Here is a 16,486-nt window from a genome sequence, read left to right on the forward strand (position 1 = left end):
GTGGCCGAATCAGCGACCGGCCTGACCGAGGCCCAGGCCCAGGCCCGGCTGGAGGCCGGCCAGGAGAACACCACCAACCTCAAGCCGTTGCGCACCCTCCAGCAGGCTCGTCGCGAGAGCATCTTCACGGTGTTCAACCTGAACATGGTCGGCCTGGCAGTGATCCTGCTGCTCCTCTCCGAGTGGATCGGGGCCGGCGTGACGTTGCTGCTGCTCGGGTTCTCCACGACGATCCGCAACGTCCACGAGTCCCTCGCCGCCAAGCGGCTCGACGCCGTGCGCCAGGCCGGCCGGACCAGGTCGACGGTGATCCGGGACGGGCGTCCCCGCGCCATCGACAGCGACCGCATCGTGCCCGGAGACCTGATCGTGATCTACCCCGGCGACCAGTTCCAGGTCGATGGAATCGTCACCGGGGCCGGCGCCATGCTGGTCGACACGGCCCAGGTCACCGGCCAGCGCGGCTGGGAGCGCGTCCAGGCCGGGGACGAGGTGCTGGCCGGCAGCGTCTGCCTCTCGGGGCGCGGGCGCTACATCGCCCAGCGCGTCGGCGCCGACCGCCTGATCCAGGCTCAACTCAGCCAGCGCACGGCTCTGGCGTCCCGCCCCACCCCGCTGGAGCGGCTGGTCGCGCGCATCCTCAGCGGCCTGCTCGTCGTTGTGTCGGTGTACGCACTGATCCTGCTGGCGAAGTACTTCCGCCTCGACGTGGGCGAGCCTGGGGACGCGTTCGTGGACGCTGCCCCGGTCATCTTCTCCCTGCTGCCCACCGGCCTGTACTTGATGATCGTGGTGGCCTACGCCACCGGAACGGCAGACCTGGCCCGGCTCGGTGCCGTGGTCCACAGCGCCCGCTCGGTGGAACTGCTGGCCGAATCGACGGTGATCTGCTTCACCGAGGTGGACCTGCTCTCGGGCACCGACCTGAGGGTCGAGCCCCTCCCCCCGGCTGAACCGGAGCGGCACGACGGTGCGGCCGACGATCCGGACGCCTGGCCGAGCATCGCGGAACTGAGGCGAACCCTTGGCGACATCGCCCTCAGCGCCACGGAGCGTGGCCCGCTGGTCGACCTGTACGCCCGCTCCTGCGAAGGTGAGGAGCGCGCCATCCTCGTCCAGGCGTCCCACCTCGCCACACTGGGCTGGTTCGCCGTGGCCTTCGACGACCCCGACGACCCGTTCCTGTACGTGCTGGCCGAGCCCACCCTGCTCGGACGATCGGGGGCGTCCGACGAGGCGCTGGTCCTGGCCCGCGGCCCGATCGACACCACGCTGGTGGACGCACACGGCCACCCCCGCCTCCCCGAAGGGCTCGTCCCCCTGTGCGTGATCGAACCCCGACGCCACCTCCACCCCGACGCGATGGGTGTGGTCCGCGCCTTCCAGGCCTCCGGCGTCCACCTCAAGGTTTTCGCCAGGGACGCACCCGTCGAGGTGCTCGCGGCGCTGCGCGCGGCAGGACTGTCCGAGGAGGACGAGCGTGCCCTGCTGCCCAACGGTGGCCTGTCGGGCGCCGAACTCGAGGCGCTGCCACGCGACCAGTGGGCGACAGCGGTGCGCGAGTACCGCCTGTTCGGGGGCCTGACACCGGCACAGATGGGCGACGTGGTCGGAGAGCTCCGCGACGGCGGCGAGCGGGTGACGGTCGTCGGCGACGGGCTCACCGACCTGCCCGCGATGCAGCAGGCACAGCTCTCGGTGGCACCGCCGGCGAGCGCGCAGGCCGCGCTCGGCGTGGCCGACATCGTCCTGACCGACAGTTCTCCGGGGCTGCTGCTGGTCGTGCTGCACCGCGGCCAGTCGATCGTGCGCGGCCTGCTGGACGTGATGAAGCTCAACCTGTCACTGGTCGTCTGCACCGCCCTGCTCATCGGCATGGTCCGCCTGTTCGGGGTGGGCTTCCCGTATGTGGCGGGGCAGGGCTCGCTGATCTCGATCCTGCCGATCACCGTCCCGTCACTCCTGCTGCCGCTGTGGGCGCGGCCGGCCCCGGTGTCGAGCCGGAGTTACCTGAGCATCCTGGCCGGGTTCGTCGTGCCGGCCGGCGTCCTGCTGAGCGTGGCCGCGTTCGGGGTCTACCTGGCCCTGGTGTCCCGGACCGATGATGTCCGCGTGGCCCAGTTCGGCGTCACGTACACCCTGCTGTACGCCGGGCTGACCCTGTCGGTGCTGATCCAGCCACGCCTCCGCACCGCCTTGTTGGCGATCTCGTTGGCGCTCCTCGGTTCCCTGGCACCGGTGATCCCCCTTGCGCGGTGGCAGTTCCGCCTCGACCTGCTCCCCGAGCCGACCGACTACCTCATCGTCCTGCTCGCGGTGGCCGCCTGGACCGTGGCAGTCCACCTCGTCCGGCGCGCCGTCCGTCACTCCGAGGTGGCGTGAGGGTCGACCCTGCGACGGGTCAGGTTGAACCGTGGTTCGCGCGGACGTTCGCGGAGCGGCGGCGCGGCTTCAGTCGATCGGTGGAGCGGCCGAGTAGTCCGCGTTGGTGACCGGCTCAAGCCACTGGACGGCTGGGTTCTGCTCGTCGGACTCGTTGATGGCCAGGTGGACCATGAGGCGGTTCGGGGCAGCGCCGTGCCAATGCTCCTCGTTGGCCTCGAACAGCACGCGGTCGCCGGCCCTGATCACCTCGACCGGGCCCCCGCGTCGCTGGCACAGCCCGACACCCTCGGTGACGTAGACGGTCTGGCTCAGCGCGTGCAGGTGCCAGTTGGTGCGCGCGCCCGGCATGAAGTGGACCAGGTTGGCGGTGAGGCGGGACGGCGGCGGCGCAGCGGCGACCGGATCCAGGTAGACATCCCCGGTGAACCAGTCGGCGGATCCCCTGGTCGTGTCGAGAGAAGTGCGGGTGATCTCCATGACTCACAGTAGGCCTGCGCGCTTCCCCGCGCCACGGTGATGACGCCGATGCCCCGCGCACAGGTCGCCGATGGCTCACGTCCCGGCAGGTTCCTCCTCGGGCACCGCTGCGAACCGATCCCAGACACGGTGTTCGGTCAGGAGCCGTGCAAGCTGTTCCACGGACTCGCCCGGTTGGCCCACCACAACGCCGGCGGCATCGGCGGGAACACCCGCAGCCGCAAGGACAGGTTGGGCGTCCGGCGAGCAACCGATCGCCTTGGAATGCCGGAACATCTCGGCGACCACCTTCACGACCCGTGGATCCACCGGTTTCCCGTCGGTCGATTGGCCCGCCTTGGCGTCGAAGGTCGGGTCGGCGTCCGGTGCCGGGACGGGGGCCGCCAACAGCAGGGCGGCGTCGAACTCGATCGACGCAGCCGTGAGGAAGGTCCGGTCGACGACCACGTCGCCGAGATGCCCGCCGGCCGGCGCAACGACGAACGGCAGCATGCCCGCTGCCGTGACGGCCTCCTTCGCCTCGCTGATGAGGGCGGGCGCGGTGTCGGCGTCCGCGACCAGGGCGATCTTGCGTCCGGTCACCGGCCACGTGCCCCCGACCTGCGACAGCGCCGGGCTGGGACGGACGTCCGTGGCCGGCTCGATGGTCGGCTCCGGCGCGGTCAGGCCCAGGCCCTTGGCGACCTGGGCACACAGATCGGCGTCCACGTTGGCCAGGCACTGCAGCTGGCGGACGCGGATCGCCTCCTGGTAGCACTTGCCGAGCTCGAAGGTGTAGGCGCGCGCCAGGTGCTGACGCTCGACACCGCTCAGCGATCGAACGAACAGTGTCACCTGGCTGAAGTGGTCGTCGAAGCTGGCCGCGAGCCTGCGGACCTTCTCGCCGGCCACGGGTAGCGGGACGTCGATGAAGGCGCCGTCCGCTTCGCCGGCCTCGGCAGAGTTGCCGCCATCCAGGGAGTTGGGACGATAGGGGGCGATCCCACCGTGGACCGCGTGTTGGTGGAACCCGTCGCGGAACATGTCGTTGACCGGGCAGTGGGCGCGGTTGATGGGGATCTGGCTGAAGTTCGGGCCGCCCAGACGGGTGCTCTGCGTGTCGATGTAGGAGAACCACCACCACGCCACGCCCAACACCCACCGGACGAAGCTCGCGATCGCCTTCGCGATCACCGCCACGATCCTGGTCGCCGAGGTGATCGGCGCCCTGTGGACCAACAGCCTTGCCCTGATCATCGACGCAGGCCACATGCTCGTCGACGCGTCGGGCCTGCTGATCGCCCTGCTCGCGGCCTCACTCGCGCTGCGCCCACCCAGCCCCGAACGGACCTGGGGGTACCGCCGCGCCGAGGTGCTCGCCGCCGGCGCGCAGGCCGCCGTCCTGCTGGCCGTGGGGAGCTACGCGTTCATCGAAGGCGTCAGGCGACTGCTCGAACCTCCCGACGTCACCGCCACCGGCCTGCTCGTCTTCGGCGTCATCGGACTGCTCGGCAACCTCATCTCGATGATGGTCCTCAGTTCGGGACGTGGCGCCAACCTCAACATGCGCGCCGCCTTTCTGGAGGTTGTCAACGACGCCCTCGGGTCGGTGGCCGTCATCATCAGCGCCATCGTGATCGCCCTCACCGGTTGGACCCGCATCGACGCCCTCGCCGGCATGCTCATCGCCGCCCTCATCGTCCCCCGCGCCGTCACCATCCTCCGCGAGGCGAGCAGCATCCTGCTCGAATCAACACCCCCCGGGCTGGACCTCGAGGACGTCCGGAAGCACCTGCTCGCCGTCCCCCACGTCCAGGGCGTCCACGACCTGCACGCCTCCACCATCGCCACCGGCCTGCCCGTGCTCACCGCCCACGTCGTCCTCGACGACAGCTGCTTCCACGACGGCCACTCCGCCTGCATGCTCGGCGACCTCCAGGAGTGCGTCGCCGCGCACTTCGACGTCAGCGTCGAGCACTCCACTTTCCAGCTTGAGCCCTTCGACCACGCCGAGCGCGAACACGCCACCCACACCTAGCCAGCTCGGCCGGAGCGTCGGGTTGAGCGTCGGGGTGAGCCGCCGTGCACCGGTGCCCAGAGCCTGCCCCACTGAGCAAACTGTGACGTGAACCCCGTACTGAGCAGGTTTCATGACCGCCTTCGGGCAGAAGCCGATGGCCCCGGCAGTGGCAGGCCGTATGCAACGGTGACGTGCGGTTCTTCGAAGCGGCCCGCGTCGCCCGAGCGTGCGTCTTGGCGGGCCTGGACGCCGCAGCGTGCGCCTTCGTCGACCGGCAGTGCACCATCGCGCTCACCATGCAACCCTGGTCGAGGGTCCGTGGCCGGGTCGACGGTTGGATCCTCCTGGCCGATCCCGCCCTGGCCGCCGAGCGTGAACGCGAAGCAGCCGGGGCCCGCACCATGATCGTGGCCGGGTTCAAAGACGGCCACTGCGACATTTGGGGCCGTGTAGGAGCCGCGGACGGGCTCGACCTCGACCAAGCGCTGGGCGCCATCGCGAAGACATTACCCACCGACACGCCGCTGCAACACCGGCGTGCCGCAGCGGTGGGCGTGCTCGCCCGGCAGGCCCTGGGTCACACTGAACTGCCCCGGACCGCACAGATCATCGTCGTCTCGGCCATACCACCAGCGTGGGCAATGTAGACAAATTCGTCTACCTCTGACGAGCGGCCTGGCAGGGTATTGCGAGAGTGGAGGGGATGAGCCAGTCCATTGTTGGCCGTGGGGTCAGCCTGGCCCTCGCCCTCGCCCTCGCGGGCGCCGTGTCGATGGCGTCCGCCGGGACGCCGCCGGCCGCAGCGGCGGGATGTCAGGATCGCCCGGATGCCACTCAACTGGCCGTTCGGCCCCACACGAGCTGGCCGCCGCCGCGATGCTACGGTGAAACCGTGGAAGAGTACCTGTGGGTCCTGAAACGCTCTGAGCTAGACCTCATTCGTGAGATCGAACCAGAACGAATGTCCGAGCTCAGCGAAGACGAGCTGCTGGTGCTGCACAAGCGCGTGCGCAAAGCGCGGAACAAGCACGTCGGCAACTACCGTCGCAAAGGCGCCAAGCGAGTTTCCGAGGTGGGTGGCCGCGGCGCCGCGCGCCCCGGAAACAAGAAGTCACTTCTGCGCGCCGAAGCGTTCGAAGAGGCGCTGGCTCGCGTGTCCGATCGTTTGGCCGAAGTGGCTCACGAGGAAGCAGAGTCGCTAAAGGCAGAGCGCCTCGCCCACGCTCAGTAGGGCACGTGGTCTCACCTTGCTCGACAAGGAACTCGTACCCTCCCTTTGGCAGGGCGTCAGGGTGTGAGGGCGAGGCCGCGGAGCAGCGCCGTGACAGAGCGTCGCACTGACGCCTCGTAGGTGGACTGGGACAGCGTGGCGCTGAGGCCGGAGACCCGGTCGCGAATCAACCCATCCAGCATGGCGGCAACGGGCCACGCGGCGTCCTCAGCGTCGGGGATACCGGCCCCGTCGAGCAGGCGGGCCAGAGCGGTGCGGAGGCGGAGGGCCTGCTGGTCCATGAGCGCACGGAGTTCGGGTTGGCGCGTGGCCTCGAGCGCCAACTCGTATCGCGCGATTGGCCTCTCTGGACGGTCACGCGCGATGCGAACGACCCCGGCCACCAGTACGTCCAGCACCGACACGTCCGGGCTCGCCGGGAGGATCGCACTCTCGTCCAGGGCCAGCAACCGGTCCAGGCAGGCGGCGAGCAGGGCCTGGCGGGTGCGCAGGTAGTACGAGGTCGAGCCGGGCGGCAGCCCGACCTCGGCGTCCACCGCGCGATGGGTCAACCCACGCAGCCCGCGGTTGGCCACGAGGTGGATGGCGGCGTCCGCGATCGCGTCCCGCCGCTCCTCACCGAGCACGACAGCCTTCTTCACGTGACCCTTCTTCCCACTCGCACTCTACAAGCATAGAGTAGCGGAATGCGGACAGCGGTCGTGGTGGGCGCCGGGATCGGCGGGGCTGCGGCGGCGGTCGCCCTGCAGCAGGTGGGGTGGCGCGTCATCATTCTGGAGCGGGCCCAGACGACCGGCGAGGTCGGTGCCGGACTGTCGATCTGGCCCTCGGCGGTCGCCGTGCTGGGTCGACTGGGCGTGGTGTTGAGGCGGACGCCGCGCCCGGGGCCTTGGGGATGCGGTTGGCGAGCGGCCGCTGGGTCGTCCGGGGCACGGACCTCGGCGCCAGGTCGCCTGTCATGATCCACCGTGCGCAGTTGTACGACCGGATCACCGACCAGTTCGGTCCACACATCACGGTCAGGACGCGGTTCGCCGTCACTGGGGTGGACCCTGACGCTACCGGAGTGACTGTCCGGGGCGCTGCCGAGGAACTGCGCGCCGACCTCGTCGTGGCGGCAGACGGTATCCACAGCACGGTCCGGGGCGCGCTACACCCGCGCTACAGGGGAGCCTTGTACGCGGGGTACACGTCCTACCGGGGTCTGGCGGAAGTGGAAACCCACGAGGCCGGCGGGGAGACCTGGGGGCGGGGACGCAGGTTCGGGTTCGCTCGACTGGTCGACGGCCGCATCTACTGGTACGCCACTGCCAACCAGCCCGCACGTCACAGGGACGACCTGGCCTCCGTCCGTGCCGCCTTCGGCGACTGGCACACTCCGATCCCGGCCATCCTGGCGGCGACGACGGACCTCTTGCAGCACGACACCCACGATCTCGCCCTACCACTGGCACCCTTCGCCTTCGGACACGTCGGGCTGCTCGGCGACGCCGCCCACGCAATGACGCCCAACCTCGGGCGGGGTGCCTGCTCCGCGATCGAGGACGCCGGGGCGCTGGCCCAGCATCTGAACGCGGCGGACTCAGTGACAACGGCGCTGGCGGCCTACGATGCAGAGCGGCGACCGGCCACGACGCGACTGGTGAGCGCCTCTCGCCGCGTCGGGCGACTTGGCCAGGTGCAGAGCCCGGTGGCGGGCGCCTTGCGTGACGGAGCGCTCGCGGCCGTCGGCACGATCTCCTCCCTCCGCCGCCCCCGGGGCGTTGACACGACCAACTCCGGTCCGAACCCCGTGGGGTGACACCCCTTCGGAGACGGCCTCACCTTCTGCCACAAGGTCGGCCACGGTGTCCGAGACCAGGTCAACCAGCCCCAGGGGCGGCAATTGCGGATGTTCGGGCTCGGGCGTTGACCACGCCACCTCGGCAAGTTATTTTGGAGTCGTGACGGAGGATCCCATCCTCGCCCCGTCCGCGCTCAAGCACGGACTCGACGAGACCGAGATCCTCCACGCATACCGGAACCCGGTCCGCATCTGGGACCTCGGCGACGGATTCACCATGATCGTGGGCCCCAACCAGGCCGCGATCTTCCTGGAAGTCGGATACGTCGATGGCGACCAAGCACACGTCATCGTCCACGCCATGCAAGCTCGCGATAAGTTCCTGAGGTGATGACCATGCCGCGCACTGTTGAAGAGATCCTGCAGCACGCCGACGAACTCGCGGCGCGCTTCGAATCCTACGAACCCAACCCGGCCGACGAACTCGACACCGGGGCTGTTGCCCTGCTTCGCGCAGCGGTCGCGGAACGTTCCCAAGCCGAACGCCACCTGATCGACGCCATCCGCAAGGCACGCGAAGCCGGCATGCCCTGGTCCGCGATCGGCACCTTCGTGGGCACCAGCGGCGAGGCTGCCCGTCAGCGGTACGCGAACAAGGTCGCCTGACCCACGCACCAGGCGCGGCAATTGCGGATGTTCGGCCGTGGGTAGCTGGTGCTTCCCGGCGGTCATTGATGTTCTTGCCTTGACGGCCGGCCGCAGGATTCCTTGAGCCGGCCGCGGGATTCCTTGAGGGTCAGGTGCAAGTGGGCTGACCCCGTTTCGTAGGTCCAGTCGTTATGAGAGTCGTCCTTTTGCCCGCGGTCGCGGGCAGGGAGACTGGTCAGATCATGACGAACAGCAGGAAGCGTCACACCCCGGAGCAGGTCGTCGGTAAGCTCGGGCAGGCCGACAGGATGCTCACCGATGGTCAGGACGTCGCGGCGGTGTGCCGGGAGCTGGGGGTGTCCGAGCAGACGTACTACCGGTGGCGGAACCAGTACGGCGGCCTCAAGGCCGACGACGCAAAGCGCCTGAAGGAGTTGGAGAAGCAGAACGCGACCCTGAAGCGTCTGCTCGCGGAAGCGGAGCTGGAGAAGGCCGCGCTCAAGGAGCTGGCTGAGGGAAACTTCTAGGGGCTACTCGTAGTTGAGCGTGGTGGGTCGTTGATGCAAGGGCTCGTGGCCTTGCGCTGGGATGGGTGTTGCGAAGCATCCTCCCGGACAAGGACCACGAGCTGTGATCGAGCCTACGTGCTCGCGGCGTGACGCTGCGAGCGTGATCTTCAACCTGCCCGACTACCACGTGATCGACGCGGTCGACCTGCCCTTGGGCGGTCGACGCGTGATCGTGCAGGCCGACACTGTGGCCGATGGCTGCCCTGACTGCGGGGTGGTGTCGGCCCGGGTCCATGCCTGGTGTCGGCAACGCGTGAAGGACATCCCGCACGCTGGCAGCGTCGAGGTCATCGTCGTGAAGCCGCGGCTGGTGTGTGCGGAGGGGGCGTGCTCGCGGCGGACGTTCACCCAAGCCACAGCAGAGTTGCCGGTGCGGGCTCGGTGCACGAGTCGGCTACGGCGGGGCCTGTTGGAGGCCGTGATCGATCACGGCCGGCCCGTCGCCGCTGTGGCCGCCAGCTTCGGGGTCGCCTGGTGGACTGCCCAGAAGACGGTGAACAGCGCGATCGACACGCTGCCCGATACCAATGCTCTGCACGTCACCCAGCTCGGCGTCGATGAGCATCGCTACCGGAAGGTGCGCTGGTACCGGGACCCCGACACTGGCGGCTGGTCCCGGGTCGAGCCATGGATGACCACGATTGTGAACACCCGCTGCGGCCAGGTCCTCGGCGTCGTCGATGGCCGTGACAGCGCCGCTGTCGAAGGCTGGTTGACCGCCCGTAGCCAGGCCTGGCGGGACCGTGTCACAGTGGTAGCGATCGACCCCTCGGCCGCGTTCAAGAAGGCCGTCACCGGCTGCCTACCGAACGCGAAGATCGCGGTCGACCCGTTCCACCTAGTCCAGCTGGGAAACCAGTGCGTGACCCGGGTTCGGCAACGCCTCGCCCACGAGGTGCACCAGCGGCGTGGCCGGAAGGTCGACCCGGCCTGGGCGCACCGGATGCTGCTGCTACGCGGCTACGACACGCTCAGCCCACGCGGACGGGCACGCCTGGAACAGGTGCTCGCCGCCGACGACCCGACCGGCGAACTGGGCGCTGCCTGGGGCGTCAAGGAAGCCCTCAGGCTGATCCTGGCCAGCCACACCATCGAGGAAGCCCGCGCCGCGAAGACCCGCTTCGACGCCTGGGTGGTCGCCGCCGACACCGACGAGACCGACCGGTTCGCCGCGACCATCACCGCCTGGTGGCCCGCCATCGAAGTGACCATCGCCACCGGCGTGACGAACGCCCGCACCGAAGCAGCGAATACCGCAATCAAGCACATCAAGCGGACCGGGCGCGGCTACCGCAACAGCGACCACTACCAAGCCCGTATCCTGCTCCGCAGCGCCCACCGGGCGCGGCAACACCGCTTGACCAGCCAAGGCACCACAGCCAACTGCGAATAGCCCTCATACCTCGGCGGCCCGTCGGAGGCGATCGCCGACCTCCCCGTGTTCCGTGACACATTCAACCGGCGGGCGATCGCCTTGATCGCCATCCCCTCCGCCCGATGCAACCGGCGGATCTCAGCCCAGTCCTCCACGCCCAACACCCTCCACGACCCCCCCCGACTCGAATGAGCCGAGAGTCAGCCATGGGGGTCAGAATTCGACCGGCGACACGGGGTCAGTCTTCAACCGGCGTCGACAGCCGCGAGCTCGGTCGCGCTCTGCCTTGAGGCGCAACGCCTTCGCTTCTCCCCCCGCGGCCGTAACACGGTAGTGCGCGGTGCGGAGGGTCGCCTGCCGTTCTACTGCGTCAAGCGGCCCCGTTTTCCCTTGAACCTGCGATCCTCTGGATTACCCGGGTTGACGCTAATTGGAAGGGTTGTCCCCAAAGCGGGTGATGAGGCTTTGTACTCCTCCTCCACCGAGGGGCGTCACCTCCACGGAGTACTCGGTCGAGTCCAGGCTCCGGAGACCGATTACCCACCCACCCTCCACCAACTCCCGCTCCCGGGTCACGATCAGCGAGCCTCGGTCTACCCCGTAGGCCAAAGCAACTCGCCACGTCGCCGTGTTGATCGCTCCGTCGCGAGGGATCGGAAGATGGCTCGCTTCTCCCATCCGCTCGGAGACCTTCTCAAAGAACCTTCGGACTACCTCGCCCAAGACGGCTCCCGCCGCTAGATCGCTAGCGCGCCCCAAGACATGCAGGACTGCCTCGAGCACCGCCGCGTCCGCTCCCCAGGAGGTGTGACGCTCTTGAATATCGAACAAGATGCCGTCAGTGATTCCGGCACGCGGTGGAATATCTCGGAGTTCGGACTTCATGGCGCTGTCCCAAGCACCTTGGACGTCCAACGCGAGTACTTGGTAAGGGGGCAGCTCGCGGTCTCCAACAACGCCGACCATAAGCGATACTTCATTGAACATGTCGTGCGTCACGACCACCATTATGCGCGAGCGGTGGTGTTTTTCAAGGAGCACAAGTCGCACACGGTGGGGCTGCCCGAACTCTCCGAGGATCACCCTCGTGTCGTTCAAGCTGCCATCTGTCAAGATGCGTAGAGAACTCAATTGCCGCGGAGCCCACGGCCGGAGACAATCGTTGGACTTCGAGTATCGGGACGAGGCGGGGAAATGGCATCACGGCAACCGGGTCAGCCAGAGCGACAGCGCAACCCAATCGGGTCGGCTGCTACACGTCTAGGAGCCTGCTGAACAATCTGTCCGCGTGCCCACGGGACTGACCGGCAGCTGGCTGGAATTGTTGGGTTGTGCAGGGTGAGTCGAGTCCGCAGCGGGATGTGTTGGACGTGGAGTCGCTGGCGGGGCATTTGTTGCCGGCTGGCAGCGTGTTCCGGTTCTTGGCCGAGCACCGGCACCGCCTGTTCCCGGACGCGTTGTTCGCCGACCTGTTCCCGTCGGGGCGGGGCCGGCCATCGATCCCGGGCGAGGTGATCGCCTCGGTGATCGTGCTGCAGGCGTTGAACGGTTTGTCCGATCGGGAAGCCGTCGAAGCGCTCACGTTCGACCTGCGGTGGAAAGCGGCGTGTGGCTACCCGGTCGACAAGAAGGCGTTTGATGCGTCGTCGTTGACGGTGTGGCGGGCTCGGCTGGCAGCGTCGGAGCGGCCGCAGCGGATCTTCGAGGTGGTCCGGGACGTGATTGACGCCACGGGTGCGGTGAAGGGCCGGACGCGGCGTGCCCTGGACTCGACGATCCTGGATGACGCGGTGGCAAGGCAGGACACGGTCACCCAGCTGATCGCGCAGGTGCGCCGGGTGGGCCGGGAGGTGCCCGGCGCCCAGCAGGTAATCGAGCAGCGCTGCACCCGGCTGGCCGCGCTGACCGGCCAGGGGTACGACAGCACCGGCAAGCCGCGGATCGCGTGGGACGACCGCCAGGCCCGCGACGAACTGGTCACGGCGCTGGTCAACGACGCGCTCGCCCTGCTCGCCGGCCTGGACGCCGAAGCGATCACGGCTGCTGGCGGCAAGCCGGCCGAGGCGGTCGCGTTGCTCGCCTTGGTGGCCGGTCAGGATGTTGAACCAGCCGAGGGTTCCGTCGGCACGGATGGCCGGTGGCGGATCGCCCGCCGGGTCGCCCCGGACCGGGTCATCTCAACGGTCGACCCTGATGCGCGGCATGCGCACAAGACCGTGGAGCGCCGCCAGGACGGGTTCAAGGCCCACGTGGTGATCGAGCCCGACACCGGCCTCGCGACCATGGTCGAGTTGACCAAGGCCGCCGGGCCGGACAACAGCGACGCCACCGTCGGTGCCAGGCTGGTGGTGGCTGATCCGACCATCGACAGCCCGGTCGAGGTGCTGGGCGATTCGGCCTACGCCACCGGCGACATGCTCGCCGTCCTTGAGGCCAAGAGGTGGGTGCCGCTGGTCAAACCCTGGCCGATCCGGCCGGCCGTCGAGGACGGGTTCACCATCGACGACTTCACCCACGACCCTGCCGCCGGCACCCTGACCTGCCCAGCAGGAGTAACGAAGACCATCACCAAGACCCGCAAGGCGGTGTTCGGCATCGCCTGCCGGGCCTGCCCGTTCAGGCAGCGATGCACGACCGCCGCGAAAGGCCGCACCATCCAGCTGCACCCCCACGACCTGCTGCAACGCGCACACCGCCAACGGGCCGCCGGCGAGGGCTTCCAAGCCACCTACCGCCGGTACCGGCCCATGGTCGAACGCACGATCGCGTGGCTGGCCCGAGGCAACCGAAAAGTGCCCTACCGAGGCGTCACGAAGAACGACAACTGGCTCCACCAACGAGTCGCGGCGATCAACCTCCGCCGCCTCCTGAACCTCGGCCTCAGCTTCGGCAACACCGGCTGGGCGATCGCCTGACCAGCCCCGGAACGAGCTTGAACACCAAACCACACGGGTCCACCACGACCCTCAGACAAGCGCGACGACCCCGCTGTCGCACTCAACTGCGCTGACTCACACTCGCGGCTCGACAGCCGCGGCGGCGTCCCACCCGCCACCCACGTCCAACCCGCCGTCAGATAGACGCCTTGTTCAGCAGGCTCCTAGGCAGGTGCGACGGCGTCGACCAGGCCGGGACGATTCGTGTAAGGCGCCGGCGACTGAAGTCGCGACCCTCGCCGAGTTCGGCCTCCACCGCGACTCTGCGATACTGCAGACACTCGACTCTGGACCATGTCAGCAGAGATGTGACAATGATCGTCAAGATGGACCGCACTTCCGGCGGTATGAGCGGATCACTGCTCGTCACCTGGGCGTTCTTGAGCTCCATCCGGGCAGGAGCGGCTTTGCACCAATCGCAGCCGAAGCGTTGGGGACCGGCCGGAACTCCCCAAGTCCCCCTGAGGATTCACTCGTCGCCGGTCACTCAAAGGAGTCGCAACTGCGGGAATGGTGCTCCATGATGTTCCCCATGGGTGGGTGGCAGCATGACCTTCGAACTGCAGCAACGGCTGGCAGGCCACTCCACGCGCCAACGAGCGGAGCAGCAGATCCAAGCCACCCAGATCCCTCGGATCCCAAGGCCACGCCGCTGCGCGCAGAGGAACTTCGTGTGCTCCTACTGGACCCGACCTTGGCGCCCGACCCGCGAGGGCTGCGACTCGTCGGCGCCCGCATAGCGGGCACCCTTGATCTACAAGGTGTATCCCTCGACTACCCCGTGGAACTCGAGCAGTGCTTCTTCACCCATCAGCCTGACCTAAGACGAGCGACGATGCCTGCTTTGAGCTTCGCGGGCAGCTACCTTCCTGGGCTAGACGTGCAGGGACTGCGTATCACCCACGGTTCGCTGAATCTGTCTGACATCAAAGCCTCTGGAGGGGTGGATGCCAGCGGTGCGAATATCAACGGACAACTCGAAATGACAGGCGCCCGCGTCGAAAGCGCGACCGGCGTCGCGCTAAGCATGGACGGCACGCGCATCTTGGGCGGGCTCTCACTGGGACGGCTACGCACTTCGGGCCAACTTCGCGCCCCGGGCGCGGTTATCGGTCTACAACTCCTCATGAGCGGCGCGAACCTCTCAAGTGACGACGGATTCGCGATGATATTAGATGGCGCCCGAATCGACGGCAACGTGGTCCTGGATGAGGGCTTCAGAGCCACCGGAGAGCTACGAGCAATTGGTGCAACTATTAGCGGAACAGTCGAAATGTCAGGAGCATGCCTCAGGAATGACTCCGGTGTTGCGCTGAACTTGGAAGGGGCCCGCATTTCTGGTTCCGCCTTCCTCAAGGATGGCTTTACCGCCTCGGGCGCTCTCCGGCTCATTGGGGCAGTCATAGATGGCCCGCTAGTCATGGCTGGCGCGACACTCAAGGACGAGGGCGGCCAAGCCCTCCATTTGGACAGGGTGCGCATCGGCGGCGGCCTCTTCTTGAACGACGGGTTCACTGCAACGGGTGAGGTTCGCGCACTAGGTGCCCACATCGGCGGCCAGGTGCTGATGGCTGGTGCTTGTCTTGATAATGGATCAAATCCTGCACTCAGTGTGGATGGAGCGCGAATCGCGGAGAGTGTTTTACTGAATGACGGATTCACCTACTCGGGTGAAGTGCGAGCTGCTGGCGCTGAAATTGGCGGATCTTTGGTAATGACTGGCGCCCGGTCGATGGATAACGCGCAGGGGATCCTCAACCTCGAGGCAGTCAGAATCGGCCGTGAATTGACCTTGATGAGAGTGGAACTAAGTGCAGTGTATGCTCCTCACGCATCTATCGGTGGGAGCGTTCGACTCGATTCAGCAACACTTGATCGCAAACAAATGAGGATGATTTTGAACGGGGTCGGCATGGATTGGGCTTCCAAGCCCGTGCTCGAAATTTCAAACGCTCGCATTGGCGGAAACCTGATGCTGGATGGATTGGAAACAAATGGGCCGATTTCCGCCTTAGGCATTAAGATCGATGGCCAACTCTCGGCGCGCGGCGCAACCTTCGACTACCTTGGAGAGGAGACTCTCGCGCTCGATCGTGCGGTCATCGGAGGAAGCTGTTTCCTAGATGCTGGATTCTCCTGCGCCAGTCAGGTTCGCGCCCCAGGGGCCGAGATCAAGGGGAGGATATATTTGCGAGGCGGCAGTCTTGGGGGGAATGGGGATTGGCCCCTCAACCTTGAAGGGGCGAACATTGGAGGGTTAGTGCTTGATAGTGCCTCTTTATCGGGTGGAATGAACGTGACGCAGGCCCAAGTGGGCGTCTTGGAGTCTCACGGCAGCCCGCCTATGGAACTTACAGCTGCGGGATGGCGCATAAATGAATTGGGCGGCAGCTTGACCTCGGTCGCCGTCATGAAGACGTGGCTGTCCTCGGTGAATAGCACTGAATTTTCCATCCAGCCTTGGCACGAGATCGCATCAGTGTTTGAGCGCCACGGTCGCCCATCGGACGCTAAGAGACTGCGGTTTCACGCGGCCACCATTACGACCAATAAATCTCCCTTGTGGGCGAGAATGGCTCGCAGGACCTATGGGATGTTCGCCGGATATGGGTACTATCCCTTGCTCGCTGGCGTCTGGCTCATTGGTGCCGCAATCGTCGCGAGTGCCCTAACCTACTGTTTCGGACCAAGTACTCTGAATCCTTGGCTGTACGGGACGGCAGTGGTAATTCCCTCGGCGGCCGCAGTCATCCCATCGACTTGGACCGTCGTCGAACCACTGTGGCTGGCATGGTGCTTGATTGTGCTGAAGGGGTTCGGTTGGCTACAGACGGGCATCTTGCTTGCAGGATTGACAGGCCTGCTCAAGAAGCAGTGACGCGGCGGCCGGACCTAGGAGCATACGCAGTCACATCCCACGAACATCTGCGGACGCACGCCCATGGGCAGTTGAGTAACCACACGCCCGTCGGCAGAGTCGAGCACACCCGATGGGCGCCCAAGGGGCCGCGCCACTCGGCCGGGGTCTGCAGGTAGAAGGACTGCCCGCGCCCGCGCCCGAGCCAGCCGCGCATCGGCGGGCG

15 protein-coding genes and 2 pseudogenes are annotated in these 16,486 nt (G+C 67.1%); 12 read left to right on the plus strand and 5 right to left on the minus strand.

Annotated features, from left to right (window positions below; translation table 11 throughout):
• Positions 1-2,382, plus strand: coding sequence for a hypothetical protein (locus tag J4N02_RS11055; protein WP_188332726.1), 2,382 nt, complete (start codon positions 1-3; stop codon positions 2,380-2,382).
• A gap of 69 nt (positions 2,383-2,451) precedes the next feature.
• On the opposite strand, the gene J4N02_RS11060 is transcribed toward J4N02_RS11055, so the two are convergent.
• Complete coding sequence (locus J4N02_RS11060) at positions 2,452-2,862, minus strand: cupin domain-containing protein (RefSeq protein WP_188332725.1); 411 nt, start codon at positions 2,860-2,862, stop codon at positions 2,452-2,454.
• Between the two features lie 75 nt (positions 2,863-2,937).
• Positions 2,938-4,035 (minus strand): catalase-related domain-containing protein, encoded by a 1,098-nt coding sequence (locus J4N02_RS11065; RefSeq protein WP_208090939.1) that lies wholly within the window; start codon positions 4,033-4,035, stop codon positions 2,938-2,940.
• A 22-nt stretch (positions 4,036-4,057) separates the two neighbouring features.
• Between J4N02_RS11065 and J4N02_RS11070 the strand changes: the two genes are divergently transcribed.
• From J4N02_RS11070 to J4N02_RS11080, 3 genes are all read left to right on the plus strand, one after another.
• The gene (locus J4N02_RS11070; protein ID WP_243760788.1) at positions 4,058-4,879 is read left to right on the plus strand and encodes a cation diffusion facilitator family transporter; all 822 of its coding nucleotides are present in this window, start codon (positions 4,058-4,060) and stop codon (positions 4,877-4,879) included.
• A 215-nt stretch (positions 4,880-5,094) separates the two neighbouring features.
• The gene (locus J4N02_RS11075; RefSeq protein WP_188332723.1) at positions 5,095-5,508 is read left to right on the plus strand and encodes a hypothetical protein; all 414 of its coding nucleotides are present in this window, start codon (positions 5,095-5,097) and stop codon (positions 5,506-5,508) included.
• Between the two features lie 56 nt (positions 5,509-5,564).
• Positions 5,565-6,092: a hypothetical protein gene (locus J4N02_RS11080; RefSeq protein ID WP_188332722.1), complete on the plus strand. Its 528-nt coding sequence runs from the start codon at positions 5,565-5,567 to the stop codon at positions 6,090-6,092.
• A gap of 56 nt (positions 6,093-6,148) precedes the next feature.
• On the opposite strand, the gene J4N02_RS11085 is transcribed toward J4N02_RS11080, so the two are convergent.
• Complete coding sequence (locus J4N02_RS11085) at positions 6,149-6,733, minus strand: TetR/AcrR family transcriptional regulator (protein WP_182818658.1); 585 nt, start codon at positions 6,731-6,733, stop codon at positions 6,149-6,151.
• 45 nt (positions 6,734-6,778) lie between these two features.
• Between J4N02_RS11085 and J4N02_RS16910 the strand changes: the two genes are divergently transcribed.
• The 6 genes and pseudogenes from J4N02_RS16910 to J4N02_RS11110 all read left to right on the plus strand — a co-directional run bounded on the left by J4N02_RS16910 (position 6,779) and on the right by J4N02_RS11110 (position 10,485).
• Complete coding sequence (locus tag J4N02_RS16910; RefSeq protein WP_223202158.1) at positions 6,779-7,054, plus strand: NAD(P)-binding protein; 276 nt, start codon at positions 6,779-6,781, stop codon at positions 7,052-7,054.
• 14 nt (positions 7,055-7,068) lie between these two features.
• A complete protein-coding gene (locus J4N02_RS11090; protein WP_223202157.1) occupies positions 7,069-7,893 on the plus strand; it encodes an FAD-dependent monooxygenase in 825 nt (274 codons plus the stop codon).
• Positions 7,894-8,035: 142 nt separating this feature from the next.
• The gene (locus J4N02_RS11095; RefSeq protein ID WP_188332721.1) at positions 8,036-8,266 is read left to right on the plus strand and encodes a hypothetical protein; all 231 of its coding nucleotides are present in this window, start codon (positions 8,036-8,038) and stop codon (positions 8,264-8,266) included.
• Entirely contained in the window at positions 8,266-8,541 is a 276-nt protein-coding gene (locus J4N02_RS11100) for a hypothetical protein (RefSeq protein WP_188332827.1), read from the plus strand. Before J4N02_RS11095 ends, J4N02_RS11100 begins: the two co-directional genes overlap by 1 nt.
• Positions 8,542-8,765: 224 nt before the next feature.
• Positions 8,766-9,041: pseudogene (locus tag J4N02_RS11105) on the plus strand (transposase); the annotation flags it as partial.
• A 151-nt stretch (positions 9,042-9,192) separates the two neighbouring features.
• The gene (locus tag J4N02_RS11110; protein ID WP_243760789.1) at positions 9,193-10,485 is read left to right on the plus strand and encodes an ISL3 family transposase; all 1,293 of its coding nucleotides are present in this window, start codon (positions 9,193-9,195) and stop codon (positions 10,483-10,485) included.
• A gap of 2 nt (positions 10,486-10,487) precedes the next feature.
• Here J4N02_RS11110 and J4N02_RS11115 read toward each other — a convergent pair.
• Positions 10,488-10,631, minus strand: a pseudogene (locus tag J4N02_RS11115) (helix-turn-helix domain-containing protein); the annotation flags it as partial.
• Between the two features lie 262 nt (positions 10,632-10,893).
• Positions 10,894-11,466, minus strand: a complete 573-nt coding sequence (locus tag J4N02_RS11120; protein ID WP_188332719.1) for a hypothetical protein — start codon at positions 11,464-11,466, stop codon at positions 10,894-10,896.
• Positions 11,467-11,798: 332 nt separating this feature from the next.
• Between J4N02_RS11120 and J4N02_RS11125 the strand changes: the two genes are divergently transcribed.
• Both J4N02_RS11125 and J4N02_RS11130 read left to right on the plus strand, forming a co-directional pair.
• Positions 11,799-13,382 carry an IS1182 family transposase gene (locus tag J4N02_RS11125; RefSeq protein ID WP_188334847.1) on the plus strand — a complete coding sequence of 528 codons (1,584 nt, stop codon included), beginning with the start codon at positions 11,799-11,801 and terminating at the stop codon, positions 13,380-13,382.
• 694 nt (positions 13,383-14,076) lie between these two features.
• Complete coding sequence (locus J4N02_RS11130) at positions 14,077-16,281, plus strand: hypothetical protein (protein WP_188334797.1); 2,205 nt, start codon at positions 14,077-14,079, stop codon at positions 16,279-16,281.
• Positions 16,282-16,486 lie beyond the last annotated feature (205 nt).

The organism is Propioniciclava sp. MC1595 (assembly GCF_017569205.1).
Classification (GTDB): domain Bacteria; phylum Actinomycetota; class Actinomycetes; order Propionibacteriales; family Propionibacteriaceae; genus Propioniciclava.

Bases quoted from the DNA above. Each gene is read 5' to 3' on its own strand.
- J4N02_RS11060 (WP_188332725.1), bottom strand. From the start codon at position 2,862: ATGGAGATCACCCGCACTTCTCTCGACACGACCAGGGGATCCGCCGAC.
- J4N02_RS11080 (WP_188332722.1), top strand. From the start codon at position 5,565: ATGAGCCAGTCCATTGTTGGCCGTGGGGTCAGCCTGGCCCTCGCCCTC.
- J4N02_RS16910 (WP_223202158.1), top strand. From the start codon at position 6,779: ATGCGGACAGCGGTCGTGGTGGGCGCCGGGATCGGCGGGGCTGCGGCG.
- J4N02_RS11100 (WP_188332827.1), top strand. From the start codon at position 8,266: ATGACCATGCCGCGCACTGTTGAAGAGATCCTGCAGCACGCCGACGAA.